Consider the following 24647-nt stretch of genomic DNA (forward strand, 5'->3'; position numbering starts at 1 on the left):
CTGCCTTTTCTTATCAATCAACAAGCTCAGCTTTCTTTAAAACGACGAGTTCATCCCCATCATCAAGGACCAGCTTCTTACGATGGGTCATAAATACAATCGTACCGCTTTTCTTTTTAATAAACAACGGTGTGGTCTCTTCGGACAGCTCATGCGCGTTCCATGCATCTTCGTCCTCGATCGTATAAGTGGTCAACGTATAGGTCGTGTTAATTTTTCGGTTAAGCTCTGTAAACACAGCTGTTTCACTGAATAATAAATGAGCTTTCACAGACAACGGGAGCTCAGATGGATCATCCTTTGCATGACGTGCAGAAGGTAGACTAAACGTATTGTTATACCCAAACTCCGGTGCAAATGACTGGGACACAAGAGCGTTGTAAGAGGCATCTCCCGTCATGGCAAGGATCGTATCATAAGGTGTGAGGTCCGTTTCGTACTGGGCATGCTCAGATAATATTTCACCTTTGTACGTATCAATGCCGTTTTGAACAGCTGGTCCTAATCGGCCCTCTGATGAATCAGCGATTAAAACAGGCGTCCCTAGCTTATGAAGCTCAGTCGCCATCGCAATTGAAAAGCTACTGGCTCCGACAATCAATACGCCCGGTGGTTCAGTGTTTGCCAATTTCAGCTTTTTAGCGAGAGGACCGAGCGTAAAGCCATGAGCACATACTGTGATAAATACAAGTGCAAATGTGAGTGCCATCAAGAGCGATGCATCCTCGTAGCCATCATTGATCAATATCGTAGCAAAATAACCTGCAACAGTGAGTGCAACAATTCCGCGCGGCGCAATCCAACCAATCAATGTTTTCTCTGCCCTCGTTAGTTCTGTTCCGATTGTTGGAAGCCATATTGATAGCGGTCGAACGATGAACAACATCGCCAGTACAAATCCAAGAATCGGCGCTGTAAACACTTCGGCAATCGTTTCACGAGAAAGCGATGCTGTTAATAAAATAAAGACGGTTGATGTCAGCACAACCGATATATTTTCTACAAAATGACTCACATTTCCGATTGATGACACATATCTTCTCATTCGTGCCATCGTCAATCCCATTACGGTAACCGCTAGCATACCTGTTTCATGCATAATGGTTTCCGCCCCCGCAAAACAAAGCAAAATAGCTGCTAAAATAATCGGTGACTTTAAATATTCAGGGAATAACCCTTTTTTAGCCATAATACTCATTAGCATACCAGTTAAATAGCCGAGAATGATCGCCAAAAATGCACCACCGAAAAAGTAGAATAAATACGTCACTTCTAGATCGGGGCTACTGAGTACCTTAATGACTTCATAGGCAAATAAGGCAAGCAAAGGACCTGCTGGATCGACAATAATCCCTTCCCATTTTAATACAGCTGCGGTTCTCGGCTTGAGCTTTGCATTTCGAAGCAACGGAATAATGACGGTTGGACCTGTTACGATAAACAGCCCGCCAATAATGAACGATATTTCCAAGCTTAACCCTGCGATAAAATGCGCTGCCAATGAACCAAGAATCCACGCTAAAAACGCACCAAACGTTATGATGCGAAAAATTGATTTAGATACACCTTTAATTTCACGAATATCAAGGCTTGAACTACCTTCAAACAAAATAACAGCGACCGCCAGAGAAATGAGTGGACTGTATAATTCGCCTAAAGCCATTTGAGGATTTATTAAACCGAGAATCGGCCCTATAAGCAAACCACCAATTGACATGATAACAATAGATGGCCATTGAATGCGCCATGCCAACCATTGTGAAAATGTTCCGAGCGCGAGAATAACAACAATGCTGATCAGTGCAGTTCCTTCCATACAGACACCTTCTCCTATAGCAATTAAAAATACTGTTCTTTAGATCTTTATAGTTTATCAAAAAACTCATCTAGATGATAGATAGGGGGATGATTCATGACAATTAAGAAGGTTTTTCACCGATTGATGTCGAATCTGTTGTATACATGATTATTTAAAATTACCTCTTTTAGAAAGGCGTTGGTGTCATGATCTTATATCGCTTACCTATTTTAATTGCACTTATGAGCATTGTTTATATTTATATTGTGCCATTTGAACCATTTGGTATTAAGCTTATATTTAAGTTGATTCCAATGCTTATGATTACGTATTATGCAGTGAGTCGACTACCAAAGAAAAAGTTGGCAATTCACTGGCTCATTTTAATTGGACTTGGGTTTTCAATGATTGGAGATGCGACGATTCATTGGTTTGTCATCGGGCTATCTGCCTTTCTTATTGGACATTTATTTTATATTTCTGGGTTTATAACACAACTCCGCTTCTCATGGCGTAACAGCTTAATCGTTATACCACTCGGGATCTACGGTTTCTGGTATACGAGTCAAATGATACCGACGTTAAAAGGAGACGGACACACGTCACTGGTTATACCTGTTATCGTGTACATCGTAGCGATCTCGCTAATGGCGCTGTCTGCATCATTAACCGGTAATAAGTGGGCATTAATGGGCAGTCTGTTATTCGTCATATCTGATTCAATCCTTGCATGGAACAAGTTTATTCAACCTGTCGACCATTCCCATGCTTTAATTATGCTAACGTATTACGGGGCTCAGTTTTGTATTGCGCATAGCCTCCAGTATTTAGATGGCAGCAGAACACGCCTATCGTGGTAATACAAAACAAGGCGTGGTACTGTATGACACCTCCCCCCAAAAAAAAGGACGATCGGCACGATTAAAGTGCGCGATCGTCCTTTGTATATCAGCCTTCTTCCTTCTTCGTATGCTCTGTTTCCTTCCACATACGCCCAGGCCAAAAGGCAAATCTTCCGAGTACCGTCGTGATTGCCGGGACAAGTAATGGCCTCACAACGAACGTATCAAGCATAATTCCAAGTGCTGTAATCGTTCCGATATGAACGAGTAATTGAAGCGGCAATACAGCGAGAACAGAGAATGTACCCGCAAGGATAAGTCCTGCTGAACTAATCACCGAGCCTGTTTCTCCAACACTTTCATTAATTGCTTGCTTTAGCGGTAGCGATTTAGCTTTTCGCCAAATGGTCGATATTAAGAAAATATTGTAGTCTACACCGAGTGCCACTAAAAACACAAACGAATAAAGTGGGATGAGCCCTTGGATCGCTGAAACACTGAATACGTAATGAAGGATAATCCAACCAAGTCCAAGTGCCGCTGCATAGGACAATACGACCGTCCCTAACAAATAAATCGTGGCAACAAACGATCTTAAATACGTAAACAAAAGCAAACCGATGATCAAAAGAACAACAGGTATAATGACATTTTGATCTCGACTCGTCGTCTCCTCTGTTTCATATAGTGTAGCCGTTTCGCCGCCAACCCAGACGGACTCAGCTGCATCGCTAATACCAGCTGATTCAAGTGAGTCTGAAACAGCATCACGCATCTCTGGAATTGCATTAACAGCCTCGTCAGAATATGGGTCGACGTTTAAAATCACCTGAGCCTGTGCGTAATTGGCATCCTTCGCACCGGTTCGAACCTCCCCAACGCGATCAACATAAGACAATTCTGTTAAAGCTTCCGTAAACGCAACATCTTTTCCTTCTGTATCAACGATTACATTAACAGGTGCGGCCTCTCCAGGCGGATAATGCTCTTGAATGATCGTGAAGCCTTCACGTGATGGCATATCCTCTGGAAACGAGTCAAGTAAGCCATACGTATATTGCATTTTCGGAATAAACGCCGCCAATACGCCAAAGACTACAACAATTGACACGATAATTGGCCACGGTTTTTCGGTCACCACATTGCCAATCCATTTACTAAATCGAGATCTTTGTTTCGGCTGACGCATTTTTTTACCTTTTTTCTGTTCGATATCTTGAATCATTTTTTCTGTTCGCGGTACGAACGGTATAAAAGCAAATCTTCCAAGTAAGGACAGAATTGCTGGCAGGAAGGTAACGGCAGCAATACCCATAATGAAAATCGCCATGCTGAATGGAACAGCGAAACGGTTATAAGACGCGTAGATCGCTAATCCAAGTGTAAGTAAACCAAGCATTGTCGTCAGTGAGCTCATCATAATAGCACCACTGGACGCTTTCAACGCTCTTTCCAACGCCTCATACTTACTCTCAACATGTCTGAGTTCGTCACGATAGCGCGAAACGAGGAATAAACAATAATCCGTTCCTGCCCCGAACAACAGAACAGTCATGATGGACGTTGTTTGTGCGTCGATGACGATCCAATCATTCTCAGCCAGAAACCCGAGCAACGGATTAATCAATCCATAGGCTACACCTACTGCAATAAGTGGCACAACAGCCAAGATTGGTGAGCGATATAAGATAATGAGTAAAATTAAGACGAGTAAAACTGTTGCAATCAAAAGCGTCACATCAGCATTAGCAAACAACTTCCCAGCGTCTGTCTGAATGCCGACAGGACCACTGAAACGAACGTGTAAGCCAGAATCACTTAAATTCGAAACAACACGATTTTCACCTGTTTCAGCAGTGATGTGCGTCTCAAGCTCATCTAACGCTTCATTCAAAGCTTCTTCTCCTGCTTCAGCCTTAAAAAAGACTGGCGTCGTCAAAGCTGATCCATCTTCAGAAGCAGAAGCCTTCAGCGCTTCAACGGGTGCCTTTCCGAATGGTGGCACAGACTTTTGCCCTGTTACTGGTGATGTGCTTAACGTATCATACAAACCTTGAATAACTTGATAATCTTCTGTCGTCAGCCCCGCTTCCCGATACCAGACGAGAAGCAATGGTGTTCCAGCATCCGTTGCAAATTGTTCGTCCATCAGTTCAGATGCCTCAACTGACATCGCATCTTCTGGAAGCAATTGATTCGAGTTCGTCGTTTCATCACTTACCTGTGGCCAGATAAAAGATAGTCCCACAACGAGTGCTATCCATATCCCTAAAGAAGCCCAGCGAGTTTTTTTACCGGTCACACCTTTCGACCAAATATTAAGCCATTTTTTCATATTGTTCCTCCCAATAATTAATGGAATGATGTCTTCATATCAATACCTTTCGTGATACCTCCACATATTCCCGTTTTTTATATATTATACACCTATATATTTTAATAATATCTAGTACACGATCCCTGTTCTTGTATGTGTCTCTGCTAGAAAATTCGGATCCGGATCAAAAAAGTCCTCTGTATAATGAGGATAGAAGCGTCCGTTTTCCACATAGCCCGCCCCCCAAGTCGGATCCATTTCAATCCATTCTCCATTGACATGAGCCTCTACCCATGCATGACGTTCACCAGCATCTCCTTCAACATAATGGGCATTAATACCAGCCGCTCGTAATAGAGCCGTCGCTAAATACGCATAATCCTGGCATACGCCCGTTCCGGTTTCAAGTGCAGAGAGCGCACTGTCAGCAATATTGAACGTATCTGCTTCTGCCTTGGCAACGTCGTATGCGATATGTCGCGCAACGAATGAATATATTGCTTTTGCTTGATTGCGTTCTCCTGGCTTACCAGCTGTCAGTTCCTGAGCAAGCTGTTTGATTTTAGGATGGTCTGATTGAATGCCCCACGACGGTAATAAATCACGCTCGTCAGAAATACCGACAACCTCATGGTTAATAACAGCAACAGGAGAATATTGGTATTTGGAAGGATCCGTGTTATCCACATTATTAGGAACGCTAATTAAAATTTCATATGGGCCGGGACCAAAACGAAAAAATGCTTCACCAGAAAACTCACCATCCAGAACCGGTATTAAATAGCTTGATTCAACCTGTTCATCAAGCTGTCGGACTGTTACAATCACATTATCAACGTGCTTTGCAAGAGGTGCCGACTGATCAATACGACCAGAAATCGGATACGCCATTTGATCGAGTTGTTCACGCATCCCCATATTAGGGCGATTTAAAATGATACCACTATCTATATATCTATCATTTGTTTCCAGCTTAGAAAACGTTGTGTCCATCTCATTTTGAACGTAAAAAGAGGCTGCTTCATAGTAGGTATCATCCTGAGGGTCATATGCATATAACCGAACATGATGTAAGCCTTCACCAAAAAAGAGTGGCAAATCAGTGGCAAACTGGCCTTTATGAATCGGGATTGACACTTGCTCGGTGTCACTTTCCTTCTTAATTTCAGCTAAAAGGACTTCCCCTCGCTTTGAATCTGGTAACACACCTTGTAATTGAATAGAACCATCATCTGATTCGTTCATGCCTTCTAAAGGGGACGATAGTTGAAACTGTTGGTCTAACCCATATATTGTATATTCAATGTCACGACTGATATGAGCATCTTTATTAGTGACCGTAAACCTTGTCACTTCATGATAGCTGTCATCATATTCAGGTATAGGGGCAAACAGTCTTACTTGATAATCCCCTGCACCATAATGAAGCTGGACACGTTGTGAGAATGTCCCATCTTCAACAGGTATGTAATAATTGAAATCGTCATGTTCAAATTCTTCTACAATTGCCTTGGGCGTTATGCTCACCAATACATATGACGTGTCGGCAACATACTCTAGCGTCCCAGAAAGTTCAAAATCTGTATACACTTCAAATGGTGCTTCCTCCGGGGTGTTGAGCTTAAATTCAACGTTCTTTGCAATACGTTTATATTCGATTGGTGATGATTCAGTACGGGTATCATTTTGTGAGCCATCTATCTCTGTCTGACCACGTGCATCAACCTTGTTTTCACGACCATTAATCGACTCATTTTGCTCTGATTCACAGCCGGTTATCAAAATGAATACACATAAGCAAAATACAATCAATCGATTCACTTAACAGAATTCCCCCTTTGCTTTGAACCCATATATATATTTATCATAATTTCATTCTTAATATGCAACACAACGGATTGGGGCTATATCTTCTGGTCAACCTATTAATCTCAATCATTCTTTTAAAATGCATAATGAACAACTTTCTACTGTCTAATAAATATGGTCAAAACTTTAGCACCTTCATTATCAACCGGAACGAATAAATGAGGGTTATGTCCTTTGAAATAAGCTGTATCGCCTTTTTCCATTATATACGTTTCATCATTGTAAAATAATTTAATCGATCCTTCGAGGATGTAGATGAATTCATCCTCCGTGTGTGTATATGGATCGTGTCTCACATTTTGATCCTTCGGGGTGACATGAACAATGGTCGGTTCGATAGATGAAAAGCGGGATTTCGCTAGTAATTCATAAGAATAACCCATATTCACATCACCGATCGTTTGCTGACGCTCAGCTTTATTAAGCATGACCAAGTCTGTTTCCGGTTGATCATCTAAAACCCATGACAAAGGAATATCGAGCGCTTCACATATTTTTGACAATGTAGCGACTGCGGAAGCGGTTTGACCATTTTCTATTTTAGATAATAGACTTTTAGATATGCTGCAGCGATCGGCCACTTGCTGCTGTGTTTGTTTAGTTTGTTGCCTGGCTTGTTTTATTTTTATGCCGATATGCTGTAGATTTATCGTCTTTCTCCCCTTTCCAATTAAAAAAATAAACATCGTCATCATAATTATAATTCATATCATAGAGGAGCTATACACCTCCGTCAACTAGAGTCGCATATGACCAATAAACTCTATACAGAAAAATAAAAGCCTTCTCCGTCTTACGACATACAACGTCGTATCGTAATTGGCTTTCTAAAGTAATGAGCTTTGTATAACTTTTAATAAATAAAAAGAGAACTATGCGTTTTTTTCCCAGCAAATCAATTGTCTATATCTTCCCCGTTTTAAATATATATAAGAGCACTGTACTGCTTTACGTTTATAAAAACTTAGACAAATATATAACTAGACTAATTGCTGATCTGCTACTTCATAGACGAGGGATTTACTGGGGAGTGTCTTTCCCAGCTTATTTTGCATAAAGAGTGCGGCATCATGCAAGATGCGTTCATCAATCCCTGTTTCTATTCCCATACCATGCATCAGATAAAGGATATCATTTGTTGCTACATTTCCCGCTGCTCCAGGTGCGTACGGACACCCTCCTAAGCCTCCGACAGAGCTATCGAAACGGGTAATACCATATGACATGGATGTCATGATGTTCGCGATGGCCATCCCCCTTGTATCATGATAATGCATAATAACTTTATCTTTAGGATAACGTGTGAGAACTACATCCAACAACGCTTCAACCTGTGAAGGTACAGCCGTTCCGATTGTATCACCAAGCGATAGATCATCCACACCAGCATCCAACAGTTCATCACAAACACGAATCACAGCTTCTGGCTTGATTTTGCCTTCATAGGGACAATCAAACACCGTTGAAACATAACCCGTTACATGCTTATTCACCTTTTTAGCTTCGGAAATAACCTCGCTTAAAACCGGATACGTGTCATCGATCGTTTTATTAATGTTCTTCTGATTGTGGCTTTCACTTGCAGACATGAATACAGATGCCCCGTCAATACCTGCTTCGAGCGCAAGCTCCAATCCTTTCATATTTGGAACGAGTGCTGAGTAGCGCACACCGGGCTGACGTTTAATTTGACGACCAACATCATGAGCATCAGACAGCTGTGGCACCCATTTCGGATGCACGAATGATGAATATTCGATTTCTTGTACGCCTGATTCAGACAGCATATCAATCCAAGCGACTTTATCGGCAGTGGTCACTTGCTTCTTTTCATTTTGCAATCCATCTCGCGGTCCAACTTCCTTGATTTGAACACAATCCGGCCAACGTCCCATCATACCCCTCCTCTGTTGATATTAAAAGGCTCTTGCCACACAGTGAATACGCTTTCAGTTTCTCCCACCCCTGGAAGCTTTCCTGTAATTTTTAATGTGTATTCACCTTAGTTTCCTTTTATTCAACATTGTTGAACCAACTATAACTGATTTTCAAGCTTCATGTCAAATCAGATATTTCCGGACTTTGCAAAAATAAAAACATAAGGACGCACTATAATATTCCTAAAAATCACCTCAACCAAAGCTGGCCTCTTCAGCAAATAAACGAAACCGATCTGCTAAAGAAACATTCATACCAACACCTCCTTCTATTATTTCACCTTATTCACAACTCAATTAACGGCTTTTTCGGACGGAACGCAACATACCAACTGACAATAGTGATCACCGACAAAACGCCCATATAACCATACACACCATATGGAAGCATAGAAACAAGCCAATGAAAGAGAGCAAAAGCACCCGTTATAAGCATCAGCAAGAAGAGCGTCACTGTGCTGCCTGCTTCCTTCGCAGATTCAAAAGGTCTTGAAAACGGAAGTTCATCATTGTTCGTTAATTTATATGATATTAGGGTTAACAGTACGATTGCCATAAAGACGACGATTAAATCAGGGATAATACGTGCGGAAAAAATAAAAACAAACACAGCACATAACACGGCATATAAAGGAACGAACAACTGAAACAAAAACGCCTTCAATGTGGCACTATAAATCCGTGATCGCTGCTGGAGAGGACTGACTAAAAACATCCAACTTCCTTTGTAGTTAGGCGAATATCGCAGCATAAGAACGACTGGGCCAATTGTAATAGCTGTAAAATATATGGTTAAGTGCATATTGCTATCACGCAAAGAAGCAAAGGATTCCATACTGATATAATTCAAGTGAAATATAAACGGAAAGACGAGCGCCAGTCCGAGCGACGGATACACACGCAATTTAAAATCACGCTCACGCTTCATCATAATAGAAGAAAAGCGAAAAAAGAGCTGTTCTTCTCGCGACCGACAAAATAGCTTTGCCCAAAAAGCAGTGAAATCCCAGCGACTTTTTTTATTTGGTCCGGTCTCCTCCATTAACTTCTGCAAATTACGTTCAAATGTAGGCATTAAGCGGTAATACAATGCAATTGCCAAAAGTGGAACAACAACAGCAAGAAGTGACATTGGCACCGCTACACCCGATTGATTATTTTGTAAAACCAAGTCAAACAGTCCGCCAAACCAGACTGGCGGTATAAATATATGCCACCACTCAAACGTGTAGATCACATCAAAATCGGTAAACTCAAATACTCTAATGACAATTTGATAACCAACAACAATTCCGATTGACATGAAAATTTGTACGTAATTAATAATATCACGCAGTTTCTCACTGCTAAAAAACTTTAAAATATAAATATAAATTAAAGCTGTTAACGCCACAATCAACAAAATGAGCAGTGTCATAACAAAGAACAAAACAATCATAAAGAAGATGCCTTTGCTAAAAATAGCTACTATAGATGGAATGAGTAAAAAAGCACCTGTTAATTGTGTAATATAAATAATGATATGAACAATCTTAGCGGCATTCACTGTACGCTCATTGACAGGCTTCGTGTTCAATAATGTTTTATCTCTGACATCCAATAAAACAGCTGAAAAATCAGAAACCAAAGTCGTCATTAAAATGAACATTGTAACACCAAAAAAAATGCTCATTTGAATAAAGTAATCTCCCATAAACAAGAAAGGGATGAGGATGAGCCCGTACAAAACATAGATGCCCAGCGATTTGAGGAATTGATAATCATCTTGTTTATCTTCCGTCATATTTGCTTGAAACATCGTCGGTACACGTCTTTGATCCATCGTTAATTTGACTTGGAGGATTTTTCGCATCGTTTCATAGTTAATGCCCATTCGTCCAATAAGACCCCTCACAAGATCTAATAGCTTTAATGATCTAAACTCTTTCATACGTCTCACCGTCCATGATGATATCTACGAAGCGGCGCGCTGTTTCTTGATGTTCGTTGAATCCAGTAATTTCATTAAATACAGCCTCAAGCGATCCGAGCTTACTTTCTTCTCTTAATTCCTCGAACGTCCCATCTGCCGCAATTTTGCCATCAACCAATAAGACAATACGATTACTAATCTTCTCTACAACATCCATGATGTGTGATGAATAAAATATCGTCTTACCTCGCTGTGCCAACTGTTCCAGTACATCTTTTATGATCATCACACTATTTGCATCCAAACCATTTAATGGCTCATCCAAAAAAATCACATCGGGATCATGTATTAAACTTGTAATAATGAGTACTTTTTGCCGCATGCCCTTGGAAAAGGAAGATAATCGAGCATCACTTACAGACAACATATCAAATTGATTTAATAGCTCACGTGCTTTTCTCTCAGCTACTTGAGGCGCTAAACCATACAATTCACCGGAGAAAACCATAAATTCGGTCGCAGTTAGATTATCGTATATATCGGCATTCTCTGGGACATAGCCTATTCGACGCTTATAATCATGTCCGCTTTTAGCGATGTCCTGCCCGAAAATTTCTACAGTGCCACGATATCCATCCAACAAACCAAGCATAATTTTTAATGTTGTACTTTTTCCAGCTCCATTCGGACCAATATATCCAATGATTTGGCCACTATAAACATCCAAATCAATCCCTTTTAAAACCTGTTTAACGCCAAAGTTCATCGTTAACGCTTTTAATGAAAGAACTTTTTGTGCTTCCATCATCGCTCCCCCCAAAATGTATGATGTATATGGATTACATTAACTCATTACGATACAAAACACAAAATAGTTCCTTTATTTTATAATTAACTAATTTGTTACCAGTGTCATTAAGACTTTTGAATTAAGTGGAGAACAGTTCAAAGCATCTTTTCAAAATGTGTTAAAGACAAACGATCATTTATTATTTCGTCTTTAACGACTTGAAATCCGTGTTTAATATAAAATTGAACAGCTGGTGTATTGTTAGAGGCCGTCGATACGATGATCTTTTTAACCCTATTTTCACTTTCAATTACATTTAATAACATCTTAGCAATTTCCTTTTTAAAATGATCTGGATGAACCATTAAACGATAAATATCAATGACACCACCTTCTGTTTTAAAGGCAATTGCGCCACATAATTTATTTTGAATCAAATAGCCGTAAAACGTTCCACATTGCTGTAACGCTTCGATCGTATCTTTTAGTGGCGGGAGATCGGAATAACCAATGAGCTCTGCTTCAATCATATAGGCAGATCTTTGAAGATTTAACACTTGTTCAGCTACACGCGGATTACGTATGTCCATTCTTTCTATCATCGCTTCATCTCTCATTTCTAATTGTGTATCCAATACCTAACTCGCTAACAAAACACGTCAATAACCAAAAGGGGTCAAGTAAAATACCCGCAGAATATAATCCCGCGGGTAGTGGTGTTTCAGCAATTTAATTATTGTTTTCTGCTTCTTGAGCACCGTACAATTCTTCAAGCGGTTTTGTAATAATACGGCTAATCTCAGTAACAGCTTGGTTCATGCTTTCTTCTTTTTCCATAAGTGTTGAAATACCTTCGTGCTGTTGCACGCGCTCGACAATCTGTTGAGCTTCCTGCACTTCTTCTTGAGTAATTTCCTCACCCATCATCTGTTTTTCTTGCAAAGTCATTTGCGTATTGCGGAAATCCTCAAACATCGTCCGTGCGATGTCATCCTGCATTACTGCTGCAAAAGCTGCCTCGAGTTCCTTGAATTCATTGCTTTCTCTAATTGCTTGCTCGAGATCATGTGCACGTTCTTGCATAGTTGTCATGTTACATCCTCCTCTGTGCCTATTTAATTAAACGGCCAAACGCCTGATTTATGTTCATGTGAAAGTTCCCGTCAATATGCTTTGAAGCACGTATAGTCATATGTATATCTTCAATGACGACCGAGATACGAACACTAAACATACTATAACAAAGCCAGAAAACAATGTATACCCTTTAGAATAATTCCTATTGCTCGAAATGATTGTTATAATAAACGTGTGCAGAATGAAGGTATATACATATAAACAAGGGTATGCGCTATTTTTAAACAAAGGATCGATGACGTTGACACATAAACTTAAACACCTATTTCCATCACTCATTTCATTGAATCACCACCCGAACGCTGTGTACGATGATTATACGTGGTTTATAACAACTGATGACGAAGTGGTCGGTATTTTAACAGAAGACCTATCACCTCGCGATTTAAGTCTGCTTGAGGCAATCCTAACTCCTCACAATCCGGCTCTTCCTACTATGACAAAAGAAGAGCACTATTGGGAACAACGCATTAAGACCGGTGAAACAGATGGCGCTCAAACGGAGTCATCAGAGTCTTATCGTTTTGTTTACTTTTCGGTCCAGCCTAATCAAATTAAGCCACAAGCATTTAAAGAAGCAATTAGTGAGCTCTTTAATAAAAACATTCCAATCTTATGGAATGATGACCATAGTGGTTTGATGATTGAATCCCCTGTTGAATCAGGAGATGAGGCCATTTCATATGAACAGATCATTGACATTTTAATGAGCGATTTATATGTAAACATTCATTTTTTTGTCGGTCCGATTATGAACGATCATGCTGACGCGAGAACCATTTACAAGCAACTAATTGACTATGCAGAAACAGCATTTCGCCATTCCGATCAATCCGTTCTGTCATATGTAGAAGCCATGCCAGCTATTCTCGTGAATGAAATGGAACCGCACAACCGCTCTGCAATGATTGAAGCTGTTCTGAACGAATTTGTACATGATACAGATATGCTTCATACAATCGAAACATTTGTTCAATGCCATTTAAACGTCTCAATTACGGCGAAGAAGCTGTACATGCATCGAAATAGCCTGCAATACCGACTTGACAAGTTCATTGAAAAAACAGGGATTGACATTAGACAATTTCCTTTAGCTGTTACAGTTTACCTCGCTCTTTTAGCGAATAAAATGGAATGATCTACAAAAAATGACTATATTCCACTTGTTCAACTAGAATACATGCACAAAAACGCTTTCATAGTTCGTGCACTTTGTCCATTTACCGGTATGAATGCCTAATGTACAATGAAATTAGACCAACATGGAGGGGATTTTAATGGCTGAACTGAGACTGAATAAAATTAAAAAAGTATTTGATAAAGATGTTGTCGCTGTGAATGATTTTGACCTGCATATTCAAGATAAAGAATTTATCGTATTCGTTGGACCTTCTGGTTGCGGTAAATCAACAACATTACGTATGGTTGCAGGACTTGAAGAAATTTCCGACGGCGAATTGTACATTGATGATAAAAAGATGAACGACGTTGCACCAAAAGACCGCGATATTGCCATGGTGTTTCAGAACTATGCCTTGTACCCACACATGAATGTGTACGATAATATGGCTTTCGGACTTAAACTACGTAAGTTTAAAAAAGAAGAAATTAAAGAACGTGTTGATAATGCTGCCAAAATTCTTGGCCTTGAAGGGTATTTAGACCGTAAGCCAAAAGCATTATCAGGTGGACAACGGCAGCGTGTAGCACTTGGACGTGCAATCGTTCGTGATGCAAAGGTCTTCCTAATGGACGAACCTTTATCAAACCTTGATGCCAAGCTACGTGTCCAAATGCGCGCCGAAATCCAAAAGCTTCACCGTCGTCTGCAAACAACAACAATCTATGTTACACACGACCAAACAGAAGCTATGACAATGGCAACGCGTCTTGTCGTTATGAAGGATGGTGTCATTCAGCAGGTTGGTGCACCTAAAGATGTGTATGACAGTCCGGAAAATGTATTCGTTGGTGGATTCATTGGCTCACCTTCAATGAACTTCTTAACTGGAAAGCTTACAGATGGTTACTTTGAAATGAACGACCTTAAAATTAAAGTACCAGAGGGCAAAATGAAAATGCTCCGTGATCAAGGCTATATAAACAAAGAAGTCATTCTTGGTATTCGTCCAGAAGATATTCATGATGAACTTGCATTTATTAATTCTTCACCTGAAACAAAAATTAGTGCGACTATTGAAGTAGCTGAATTAATGGGATCAGAATCCTTCCTATACTCAAAAGTAAATGAGCAGGATTTTGTAGCACGTATTGATTCACGTACAGATGTAGAAGGCGGCAGCACAATTGAACTCGCCTTTGATATGAACCGAGTACATTTCTTTGATCAGGAAACTGAGTTAAGAATTCGCTAAACTTATAAAAAAGCGTTGACCTAAACCGTCAACGCTTTTTTATTTGAACGCAAGTATGGAGGGGAGCCCATAGTGGGCACACCCTCCATCTTTAGATTAGGTTTAGACCTAATAGCCATCAATCTATTCAATTTCGTGTTTTAGTTACTGATACTGTCCACCCATTTGCTGCTGTGCAGTTTGAACGAGGCGTTTGGTGATTTCACCACCGACAGAGCCGTTGGCACGGGAAGTCGTGTCAGGGCCAAGATTCACACCAAATTCTTGAGCGATTTCTGTTTTCATCTGGTCAAGTGCTTGCTGAGCACCAGGTACAACCAACTGATTTGAACTGTTGTTTGCCATGTTGTTTCACCTCCTGTAAGCATATTGTTTGCAGTTTGCAGTAACTTATCACGTGAAATGGCTGGTAAATAGTGTGTCCTTTTACAAATTGCGTATTAAAAAACAGACATGCTCAATTAACATGTCTGTCAACGTCATATATTCATTATTTAGGATAAGTCATTTGCTTCGGATCAACATATGCGTCAAATTGCTCAGCGGTTAACAGACCTAACTCGACTGCTGTTTCTTTTAATGTCTTTTGCTCTTTATAAGCTGTTTTGGCGATCTTAGCAGCATTTTCATAGCCAATATGTGGATTCAATGCCGTTACAAGCATGAGTGACTCATTTAAGTTCTTCTCAATTTGTTCTTCGTTTGGTTCAAGTCCTTGGACACAGCGTTCATCAAATGAGAGCATACTATCAGCAACAATTTGGCATGATTGAAGGAAATTATAAGCGATGACGGGCTTAAATACGTTTAATTCAAAATTGCCTTGGCTTGCTGCAAAACCGATCGTCGCATCATTTCCCATCACTTGAGCGGCAACCATCGTAACAGCCTCACTCTGTGTTGGATTCACTTTTCCAGGCATGATTGAACTACCTGGCTCGTTGGCAGGTATGGTAATCTCACCAATGCCACAGCGCGGGCCACTCGCAAGCCAACGTACATCATTGGCGATTTTCATTAAATCAGCTGCCAATGCCTTTAAAGCACCATGAGCATGAACAGACTCATCGTGACTCGTCAATGCATGGAATTTGTTTGGTGCCGATATAAACGGTGTGCCTGTTAATGTTGAAATTGTGTCACAAACCCGTTCAGATAGCTCTGGATGCGCATTAAGACCGGTGCCGACTGCTGTTCCACCTATCGCAAGCTCGCGCAAATATTGGAGACTGTCTTGAAGCATGCTTTCTGATTTCTCGAGCATACGGTGCCATCCACTTATTTCCTGGCCGAGCGTTAGCGGTGTGGCATCCTGTAAATGGGTTCGACCAATTTTCACAATATCCTTAAACGCATTCATTTTATCGTCTAATGTTGCTTTAAGCTGAGCAACTGCAGGCAAAACGACTTGTTCGATTTTTAAAACAAAGGCAATATGCATAGCTGTTGGGTATGTATCATTTGAGCTCTGCGACTTATTCACATCATCATTAGGATGAAGGCGTACATCATAATCTTTTTTCTCTAGCCATTCATTCCCTACATACGCAATAACCTCATTAACGTTCATATTCGATTGTGTCCCACTACCCGTTTGCCAAACGACGAGTGGAAAATGATCATTTAATTCTCCTGCTACAATACGATCAGCAGCATGAGCAATTGCGTCTGCTTTTTCTTCTTCTAAAATGCCAAGTTCACAATTGACTTGAGCAACGCTCTTTTTTAAAATGGCAAATGCCTTCACAATTTCATGTGGCATTACTTCTGTACCGATAGGAAAATTTTGTTTACTACGCTCTGTTTGTGCCCCCCAATATTTATCGGCTGGCACCTTTACTTCCCCAAATGTATCGTGTTCAATCCGATAATTCATCTTGCTGTTCCTCCCTGTATAGTCTCTTTTTTTAACCCACTTTCATTGTATCAAACTTTTGCCAAAATCCTAAATGCAACGTGTTTTCCATCTAAAGTTAGTCCGAAAAGACCATTCCATATAAAAGCGTTCATTTTTGGGACGATATAGAGGAGCCCTTGTCTGACACAAATTCGTACGTTTTCACGGTAGTCAACACGGAAACGATCAATTATAATACAGACAGAAGTACACGATCACTTTCTGGCATTAACATTCAGTGTTCACCTGTTAGTATCGCAAACGGAAGTCTTCTGAAATCAAAGGCAGTAACGTACGAGAGGAGGTTTTCGTGATGCCCAATATTTGGACCCACACACTCTTTTGTGAGGATGTGGCCGATATGATTGATAATCCGAATCCGTTTATTCAGTATGACAGCTTTATGAAATTAGGTGCTCAAGGTCCTGACCCCTTTTTTTACTACAATTTCTGGCCTTGGATTAAGGATGAACCTATACATGAGATAGGAAACCAACTACATACCGAGCATTGTGGCGACGTTTTAATGCATCTCATTCATCATGCGAAACATATGAAGCCACATGTGCGTGCTTATGTGTTCGGCTTTGTCACGCATCATATTCTCGATCGAAACACCCATCCATATATCCACTATCGTGCAGGCTACAACGGCAATGATCACCAAAAGCTAGAAGTTATTATTGATACAATTATGATGGATCAATTTCATAAACTAAAAACATGGAAAGCACCTGTTTTTAAAGAAATTGATGTAGGTCGGTCGTTGCCAGATGATATTGCTGATTTACTACACAACACGATCAAGACATACTTTCCTAGTACACAACAAGATAACTCAGCTTATATACAAAAGGCCTATCGTGATATGAAGCGTGCGCTTAGACTATTAGCCGACCCTATTGGATGGAAAAATCTATTGTTTAAGCCGCTCGTTAGTGCCTTTTCCCATCGACCAATCAAAAACAACATTGACTATTTAAATATGGAACGCCGTGCATGGTACCATTCAGCAACAAATGAGCAGCGCACAGAAAGTTTTGTTGATTTATATCAAAAAAGCCGCGAAGAAGGAATTGCGATCCTGACTGAAATTCTTATGTATTGGCAAGCAAATGATGATGTATCAGATGAGCGATTGCGGAAGCTGATTGCAAATATATCCTATGATACCGGTAAACCACTCAACTTAAACCTTAAAAATCAATATAGCAGTCCCATTGTCTGAACAGATTTGAAAAAAAGCATCCGGCTCTCAAAATGAGGCCGGATGCTTTTTTCAATTGTATATGAGCCCCAACATCACTTATTGGGTCGTGACCTTCGTTGCAGATGCCGGGTCTGAGTGTGCTTGAGCCTCTGCCATGCCTTTTTCAATATTAACGAATTTCAATAGGATAATACCACCGATAAAGAAAAACACAAGTGAGAAGATACCGAGGCGGCTTGAACCGGTTAATTGACCGACCAATGCAAACACAAATGGTCCAACAATTGCTGCGAACTTTGATGATATTCCATAAAAACCAAAAAACTCAGCATGTTTGTTCTTTGGAACCATTCGGCCATAAATCGATCGACTTAACGACTGCGCACCACCTTGAACGAGTCCAACACAAATCGCTAGCAAGTAAAAATGCAGCGCCGATGACATGAAATAACCGAGCACAACAATGCCTAAATACACGTATAACGCAATTAACAATGCCCGTTTTGCTGTAATTTTTCTAGCAAGATAACCGAAGAAAAATGTACAAGGTATTCCGACAAATTGGGTAATTAAAAGTGCAATAATTAATGAATTCGTATCAATGCCGATATCTTTCCCATAAATCGTAGCCATCTTAATAATCGTTGAGATGCCGTCGTTGTACATCCAAAACGCTAATAAAAAAATGAGCAATTGCTTATACTGCTTGATGTCCTTAAATGTATGTCCAACTCGAGAAAAGCCGATCGCAATATATGAACGATCTCGTTTCACGGCTATTTTCTTTTCCTCACGGATATTTCTAAATAGGGGAATGGAAAAAATAAACCACCAAATACCGACGGTAACGAACGCTGCTTGACTCGCAGCTGTTGCATTCGGCAAGCCAAACCAATCGTGTTTTAAAATCATGAGGATGTTAATAGCAAGTAGCACACCACCGCCAATATACCCCCAAGCAAAGCCTGAAGTCGATACTTTATCGATATCCTGTTCATCAGCTATCTCTGGTAAAAAAGCATCGTAAAAGACGTTCCCTCCAGAAAAACCGATCGTTCCGATGATGAGTAGAACAGACGCAAAAAGATAATCGCCTTCACCTACAAACGCTAGTAAAATACTTGCAATGATTCCCATATAGGCAAAGAAACGAAGGAATTTTTTCTTTGCGGCAGAATAATCACTTATAGCGCCTAAAATCGGTGCCATAATTGCGACAATGAGAACTGCAATTGATTGTGAGTAACCCCAATAACTAGCCGCTACTGAATCCCCTAAGCCTTTAGCGGCGACATCATAATAAAATGTTGGAAGGACCGCTGCCATAATGGTCGTGGCAAAAGCTGAATTTCCAAAGTCATACAATACCCAGCTAAGCGTTTCTTTCTTCTTAGATTTCACATACACACCCCTTTTATAATTTATATAAGCATTGATTTTAAGCCTATTTGTTCAGAACCGTTAAGTGTTATAAACCCGTTACCTTTCACTGCAGGCGGACGCTTTCCGCGGGCACGGCTTGAGCCTCGGGCCAACAGGAGGTTGGTCATGAAGGCGTTGCAACAGGACGTTGCGACCTTAGCCTTCCTTCCTTTTAACCTCTGTGGGGTCTCAAGACTCGTGCTGTTCCCGCAGGAGTCGCCGCCTTCCATTCCAGGTAACTCAGTATGTGCGTCTATTTCATATATGAATGAACCTACATCATGAACGATCTGAAATACATCATCCACTTATGTATAAGAATAACAAAAATACAATTATTTCTGCTCTGAAAGACTCATTTTTAACCTTAATTTATCACTTATTTAACACTGCCATGATGTGTGCGATGTTAGTCCGTCATCTTGGGTTTATATGTATTTTAAAGTGGCTTGCATCACATTAAAAATTAAGGGACGGTACGAGACATAGGAAAAGCGCCTTGCCAGCTGTGACAAGACGTTAATCCATCGTTATTCATAACGATACGGTTTATATTGCTCACCGAGCTCCAAAAACATATTTCGATCTCCAGAATCTATTGCGTCATTGATCGCTGCTTCCAATTGGTTTTTATTCCACTTATAACATAATTCATCCATGATCAATCGGGCAGACACTTGTAGTTCATAAGGAATTTCGCGCTTTGCCCGAATAACTGGACCAGTGTAACGAACGTACGTGCAACTTGCAGTCTGTTTTGGCATGGCACACACTCCTTTGGTCCCTTTTTATTATTATGCTTAATCTTTTGAATAATTGCAAGCATAAATATTAAAAATGGACGTCTATCATATAAGAATGTGCGTTATGGATCAATATTTCTATATGCCAGCCAACCAGCTCCAAGGGCAAATATCGCTAATAGTCCGGCAATCCAGGCAATATCCTTTGTCATGAGAAATGCAATTGTTGGCGGACCAGCTGCCACCCCGATAAAGCGCATTGCACTATAAATGGATGTAACGATACCACGTACATCCTTATCAAGGCTTTTTGTAATTAAAGCATCGAGAGCGGGTAATGCCATGCCAATTCCTGTGCCACATAGAAAGAATATAGTCAGTAAATATACCGGATGTGCCTTAAACGGGATAGCAATAACACTGCTCCCAGCCAAAACAATTCCAATAAACGTTACCCATTTCATAACGACAAGGTTATCCTTAATTTGCTTCCCCGATATATAAGAAGCAATCGCAAGCGCTAATAATGGCACCGCAAGCATGAGCCCTTTCCAAATCCCTTCATAGCCAAATGTATCTTCTAGAATACTGGATAAATAAAATAAGAAGCCAAACAATATGAACATTAATATGGCACCGATTGCAAAAACAGCATATAACCATCTTGAGTGTTCTTTAAAGACAGATTTAATCAATTTTAAGTACGCCTTCAACGTGAATGGTTCATCTTCATTATTGCCTGCATCGTTATCCTTTGTTTGAATTAAAAAAGCAACGAGTAAAACTGATACGAGACTGAATACCGGGATTGATAAAAAGGGTAAATACCAGATGACGGTTGCAAGAGCTGATCCAAGAATAGGACTGAGTACTTTTCCTGCAGTATTAGACGTTTCAATTATCCCCATTGTTGAACTTGCATCCTCATCCCGTTGAAACATATCACCTACGAGTGGAAGCACTATTGGCGCTGCACCTGATGCCCCTATGCCTTGCAGAATTCTTCCTAATAATATGATTATAAAGGGGTCGTCCATTTTCCATGATGCAATACCACTAATTAGACCTCCTGCTCCCGTTAAAATTAAGGCAGGAATAATGACTTTTTTCCGTCCAAACCTGTCCGATAGAAAACCTGCCACTGGAATAAGAATAATTGCAACAATCGAGTAAACCGTAATGATGTAACTCGATTGCATGGCCGATATACCGAGCTCTTTTTCCATGAGAGGTAGTATTGGAATGAGCATTGAGTTGCCTAATGTCATAATAAGGGGAATTGATGCAAGTGAAACAATTGCCCACCGTCTTTTACTTTGATCGGCAACACCACTGTTGCTTGTTTCTGTCATGACATTACATCCTTTACGTAATCGATTCAGTCAAGCATAAGCTGACCTTTAAACTATCATTACTTTGTACATGAATGATGTTTTTATGCTTGAATGCTCTTTGGATATTTATCCAAAAAATTATGACATACACGTTCGTTTATTTTGGCGTCTTCCATAGACACATTCAGTCATCTAAACATAAAAGAAAAGATATCACTTAGATACCGATTATTTTGTATCACAACGCTAGGAATGTTTCCTTAAGCCAAGAAGTATACCTTTAGGCTTTAATGTTTGTCTAGACCCACCAGAATAGGGTTTGATACACTGAATATACTTTAGTTATGTTGCACTATAGAGATGGAGGTAAATCGATGGAGAGAGTAGATGATTTAAAAAGAGGGGAAAAAGGCGCATGGATTAGCATTTTTGCCTATCTGATCCTTGCTTCGACTAAATTAGTGTTCTCTCATATCGGCAACTCACACGCACTTCAAGCAGACGGCTTAAACAACGCCACGGATGTTGTTGCATCTGTTGCTGTTTTAATCGGCTTAAAAATCTCACGCAGACCTCCTGATGAAGATCATCACTATGGACATTATCGTGCCGAAACGATTGCTTCACTGATCGCTGCTTTCATTATGGTCACGGTTGGCATACAAGTCATCACAAATACCATACAAAAACTGATATCGCTTGAAACTACCCAGCCTGATATGTTAACAGCTTGGGTGGCACTAGGTGGTGCCATCGTCATGTATGCTGTATACCGCTTTAATCTTAAATTATCACGCACAGTAGACAGTAGCGCTCTATATGCAGCTGCTCAAGATAACCGCTCCGATGCGCTCGTTAGTATTGGTGCCTTTATCGGTATCGGTGGGGCGCAGCTTGGACTTTTTTGGCTTGACCCGTTAACTGGTTTTATTGTAGGGTTAATCATTTGTAAAACGGCGTGGGATATATTTAAAGATGCGACACATGCTTTAACGGATGGATTTGATGAAAAACGGATTATGGAAATTAAAGAAAGTGTGGCGCGCGTTGCAGATGTTAAAAAAGTTGCGGATGTAAAGGGGCGCATTCATGGTAATAAGGCGCTTATAGATATTACCATTCTCGTTGATCCAGAACATAATGTCGAGAAGAGCCATGATATAACTGTGAAGGTTGAACGTCTACTCGAGGAGAAACATCATATCACATATGCACACATTCATATCGAACCGTATTATGAATCGCATACTTAAAGCAAAAAAAACGAAGAAATGTCCTTGTAAAAGGTTTCTTCGCTTTTTTTGTATTCAACATTCACTTATACAGGTTGATTTAATAAGTCCAACAAATTGTCGATGGAAGTCCAACCATAAGCTGTTTCTTGGTATGTGCCTTCCCCAATTGTTGTGGCTTCTTCTCCAACTGGTTGTGCTTGATACCGTTCATAAAATCTGCTGGACGGATTCTGCTTTAAAATCCAAACGAGTAAGGAACCAAACTCTAATCGTTTCATCTCTTCTGCAAAGGCTTTTAATAAACGTGCCCCAAGCCCTTGTTTTTGAAAGGCATCCAATAAGTATATCGTGTATATTTCACAATCGTAATCAAAGCGCTTCGTTCGCTCTGGTCCGCCAGATATAAATCCAACCACTTGCGTACCATTTTCAATTACGAGTGTGCATTGATTTGCTTTTTGCACCTGAAGTATCGTTTCCCACAATATTTTGCGGTTTTCATACGTCATATTTGATAAGTCTTTTTCATCCAAAAGCTCTGCATATGTACTTTTCCAGCTTTGCACGTGAATATTAGCAATTTCTTCTGCATCCTCGTACACAGCCTTTCGTATCGTAAACATAAGATGTCCCCCTGACTAAAACCGCTTTTCTTACATAGATAATAGGAACACAGTGATGATGGCACCGAACACAACGAGAATGACATTTAGTCCAAGTAAAGCAAGTCCGATCGCAACAAGGCCCCCTAACAATCCAATTCGAGGGTCCTCTCCTTGAACAGTCATAATACCAGGAAAAATAAGCGCACCAAGAGCAGCGAATGGAATTCCATTCAACCAGCGGTTAACCCAATCACGAAATTCAAGTTTATCAACGATCAATGCAGGTATGGCACGTGGAATCATCGTTACAAGTACCATGCCCACGATTATCACAAATATCATCTCGTATCCTCCTTCAGTAAAAATACGCCGCTAAACCCGCCAATAACCGTTGCCAATACAATTGCCCAACCATCGGACATAAACATTCCAAATACATAATTTAGCAACATGGCAACAACAGCAATTAAACCGACTTTTAGCTCTTTTTTAACTGAAGGAATCAACAAACCAATAAACATGGCATACAGTGCAATCCCCATGCTTTCGCTCAGTCGTTCAGGGATAATATCACCTAAAAGACCGCCTAGTAATGATCCAAATACCCATGAAAAATAAGCCGTTAATATAAGTCCTGCATAGAAATATCGTCCATACTTCTTTTTACCTTCATCTTTATGTATGGCTGATACGGCAAATGTTTCATCCGTCAGTCCCAATGATAAGGGAACTTTCCAGCGAAGTCCAATATCACGCATGTGGTTAACAAACGATAAGCTCATGACAAAATGACGGAAATTCAAAACAAGTGTTGCGATGATGATTTCAGCTGCACCTGCACCAATTGCAATCATGTTCGCGCCCATAAATTGACTTGCCCCTGCAAATACAAGGACACTCATCGCGACAAGCTCGAGTAATGTTAAGCCCGCCTGTTTAGCCAGCACGCCATATGTCAAAGCAATCGGTAAGTAACCGAGCATGATCGGAAAACCGACTATAAAGCCTTTTTTCATCATATCCTTTGCAGTTGGTAACGAGGCTTCTTGTGCTTCCCTCTCCATCCTCATCCCTCACTCTTTTTTCAATTGATATACTATTATAACAAACAGAAAAAAAAGGTAAAGGAAACTGTATATTGACGTTACATTTTTATAGGTCGTCCTTTTAAAAAAGCCAAAGAAAAACCCGTCACAACATATGTGCGGGTCATACTGCTTTTCA

The 24647-nt window shown here is 40.3% G+C and carries 22 protein-coding genes; 5 read left to right on the forward strand and 17 right to left on the reverse strand.

The window, feature by feature from the left end:
- Positions 1-13 precede the first annotated feature (13 nt).
- On the reverse strand, positions 14-1816 hold the full coding sequence (locus HPC67_RS03535; RefSeq protein ID WP_217586045.1) for a cation:proton antiporter: 1803 nt from the start codon (positions 1814-1816) through the stop codon (positions 14-16).
- Positions 1817-2004: 188 nt separating this feature from the next.
- Here HPC67_RS03535 and HPC67_RS03540 point away from each other — a divergent pair, with 188 nt between their 5' ends.
- Positions 2005-2658 (forward strand): lysoplasmalogenase, encoded by a 654-nt coding sequence (locus tag HPC67_RS03540; RefSeq protein WP_217586046.1) that lies wholly within the window; start codon positions 2005-2007, stop codon positions 2656-2658.
- A gap of 88 nt (positions 2659-2746) precedes the next feature.
- Here HPC67_RS03540 and HPC67_RS03545 read toward each other — a convergent pair whose 3' ends face one another.
- The 8 genes from HPC67_RS03545 to HPC67_RS03580 form a co-directional block, all read right to left on the reverse strand.
- Positions 2747-4975, reverse strand: a complete 2229-nt coding sequence (locus HPC67_RS03545) for an MMPL family transporter (RefSeq protein WP_217586047.1) — start codon at positions 4973-4975, stop codon at positions 2747-2749.
- Positions 4976-5086: 111 nt separating this feature from the next.
- Entirely contained in the window at positions 5087-6778 is a 1692-nt protein-coding gene (locus HPC67_RS03550; protein ID WP_217586048.1) for a transglutaminase domain-containing protein, read from the reverse strand.
- Positions 6779-6924: 146 nt separating this feature from the next.
- Complete coding sequence (locus HPC67_RS03555) at positions 6925-7521, reverse strand: helix-turn-helix domain-containing protein (protein ID WP_246569604.1); 597 nt, start codon at positions 7519-7521, stop codon at positions 6925-6927.
- A 285-nt stretch (positions 7522-7806) separates the two neighbouring features.
- The gene (locus HPC67_RS03560) at positions 7807-8721 is read right to left on the reverse strand and encodes a hydroxymethylglutaryl-CoA lyase (protein ID WP_217586049.1); all 915 of its coding nucleotides are present in this window, start codon (positions 8719-8721) and stop codon (positions 7807-7809) included.
- A gap of 328 nt (positions 8722-9049) precedes the next feature.
- The gene (locus HPC67_RS03565; protein WP_217586050.1) at positions 9050-10693 is read right to left on the reverse strand and encodes a hypothetical protein; all 1644 of its coding nucleotides are present in this window, start codon (positions 10691-10693) and stop codon (positions 9050-9052) included.
- Positions 10680-11480, reverse strand: coding sequence for an ABC transporter ATP-binding protein (locus tag HPC67_RS03570; RefSeq protein WP_217586051.1), 801 nt, complete (start codon positions 11478-11480; stop codon positions 10680-10682). The genes HPC67_RS03565 and HPC67_RS03570 overlap by 14 nt, the downstream gene beginning before the upstream one ends.
- A gap of 140 nt (positions 11481-11620) precedes the next feature.
- The gene (locus HPC67_RS03575; RefSeq protein ID WP_246569606.1) at positions 11621-12100 is read right to left on the reverse strand and encodes a GNAT family N-acetyltransferase; all 480 of its coding nucleotides are present in this window, start codon (positions 12098-12100) and stop codon (positions 11621-11623) included.
- A gap of 94 nt (positions 12101-12194) precedes the next feature.
- The gene (locus HPC67_RS03580) at positions 12195-12557 is read right to left on the reverse strand and encodes a YlbF family regulator (protein ID WP_217586052.1); all 363 of its coding nucleotides are present in this window, start codon (positions 12555-12557) and stop codon (positions 12195-12197) included.
- A 286-nt stretch (positions 12558-12843) separates the two neighbouring features.
- Here HPC67_RS03580 and HPC67_RS03585 point away from each other — a divergent pair, with 286 nt between their 5' ends.
- Both HPC67_RS03585 and HPC67_RS03590 read left to right on the forward strand, forming a co-directional pair.
- Positions 12844-13740 carry a PucR family transcriptional regulator gene (locus HPC67_RS03585; RefSeq protein ID WP_217586053.1) on the forward strand — a complete coding sequence of 299 codons (897 nt, stop codon included), beginning with the start codon at positions 12844-12846 and terminating at the stop codon, positions 13738-13740.
- Between the two features lie 139 nt (positions 13741-13879).
- Positions 13880-14977 (forward strand): ABC transporter ATP-binding protein, encoded by a 1098-nt coding sequence (locus HPC67_RS03590; RefSeq protein WP_217586054.1) that lies wholly within the window; start codon positions 13880-13882, stop codon positions 14975-14977.
- A gap of 144 nt (positions 14978-15121) precedes the next feature.
- On the opposite strand, the gene HPC67_RS03595 is transcribed toward HPC67_RS03590, so the two are convergent.
- Entirely contained in the window at positions 15122-15322 is a 201-nt protein-coding gene (locus HPC67_RS03595) for an alpha/beta-type small acid-soluble spore protein (protein WP_217586055.1), read from the reverse strand.
- 145 nt (positions 15323-15467) lie between these two features.
- Positions 15468-16853: a class II fumarate hydratase gene (gene fumC / locus HPC67_RS03600; RefSeq protein WP_217586056.1), complete on the reverse strand. Its 1386-nt coding sequence runs from the start codon at positions 16851-16853 to the stop codon at positions 15468-15470.
- Positions 16854-17187: 334 nt separating this feature from the next.
- Here fumC and HPC67_RS03605 point away from each other — a divergent pair, with 334 nt between their 5' ends.
- Entirely contained in the window at positions 17188-18102 is a 915-nt protein-coding gene (locus HPC67_RS03605) for a zinc dependent phospholipase C family protein (protein ID WP_217586057.1), read from the forward strand.
- A 78-nt stretch (positions 18103-18180) separates the two neighbouring features.
- Here the strand turns inward: HPC67_RS03605 and HPC67_RS03610 are convergent, their stop codons facing one another.
- The 3 genes from HPC67_RS03610 to HPC67_RS03620 form a co-directional block, all read right to left on the reverse strand.
- Complete coding sequence (locus tag HPC67_RS03610; protein WP_217586058.1) at positions 18181-19491, reverse strand: MFS transporter; 1311 nt, start codon at positions 19489-19491, stop codon at positions 18181-18183.
- A gap of 545 nt (positions 19492-20036) precedes the next feature.
- Positions 20037-20270 carry an IDEAL domain-containing protein gene (locus HPC67_RS03615; RefSeq protein WP_217586059.1) on the reverse strand — a complete coding sequence of 78 codons (234 nt, stop codon included), beginning with the start codon at positions 20268-20270 and terminating at the stop codon, positions 20037-20039.
- A gap of 101 nt (positions 20271-20371) precedes the next feature.
- A complete protein-coding gene (locus HPC67_RS03620; protein WP_217586060.1) occupies positions 20372-21601 on the reverse strand; it encodes an MFS transporter in 1230 nt (409 codons plus the stop codon).
- Positions 21602-21957: 356 nt separating this feature from the next.
- Here HPC67_RS03620 and HPC67_RS03625 point away from each other — a divergent pair, with 356 nt between their 5' ends.
- Positions 21958-22836: a cation diffusion facilitator family transporter gene (locus HPC67_RS03625; RefSeq protein WP_217586061.1), complete on the forward strand. Its 879-nt coding sequence runs from the start codon at positions 21958-21960 to the stop codon at positions 22834-22836.
- 65 nt (positions 22837-22901) lie between these two features.
- Here the strand turns inward: HPC67_RS03625 and HPC67_RS03630 are convergent, their stop codons facing one another.
- Genes HPC67_RS03630 through HPC67_RS03640 form a run of 3 tightly spaced genes read right to left on the reverse strand, consistent with a single transcriptional unit; the run spans position 22902 to position 24487 of the window.
- Positions 22902-23441: a GNAT family N-acetyltransferase gene (locus HPC67_RS03630; RefSeq protein ID WP_217586062.1), complete on the reverse strand. Its 540-nt coding sequence runs from the start codon at positions 23439-23441 to the stop codon at positions 22902-22904.
- A 30-nt stretch (positions 23442-23471) separates the two neighbouring features.
- Positions 23472-23765 carry an AzlD domain-containing protein gene (locus tag HPC67_RS03635; protein WP_217586063.1) on the reverse strand — a complete coding sequence of 98 codons (294 nt, stop codon included), beginning with the start codon at positions 23763-23765 and terminating at the stop codon, positions 23472-23474.
- Positions 23762-24487, reverse strand: a complete 726-nt coding sequence (locus HPC67_RS03640; RefSeq protein WP_425514294.1) for an AzlC family ABC transporter permease — start codon at positions 24485-24487, stop codon at positions 23762-23764. The genes HPC67_RS03635 and HPC67_RS03640 overlap by 4 nt, the downstream gene beginning before the upstream one ends.
- Between the last annotated feature and the right edge of the window lie 160 nt (positions 24488-24647).

Source organism: Lentibacillus saliphilus (genome assembly GCF_019093865.1).
Classification (GTDB): domain Bacteria; phylum Bacillota; class Bacilli; order Bacillales; family Amphibacillaceae; genus Lentibacillus_B; species Lentibacillus_B saliphilus.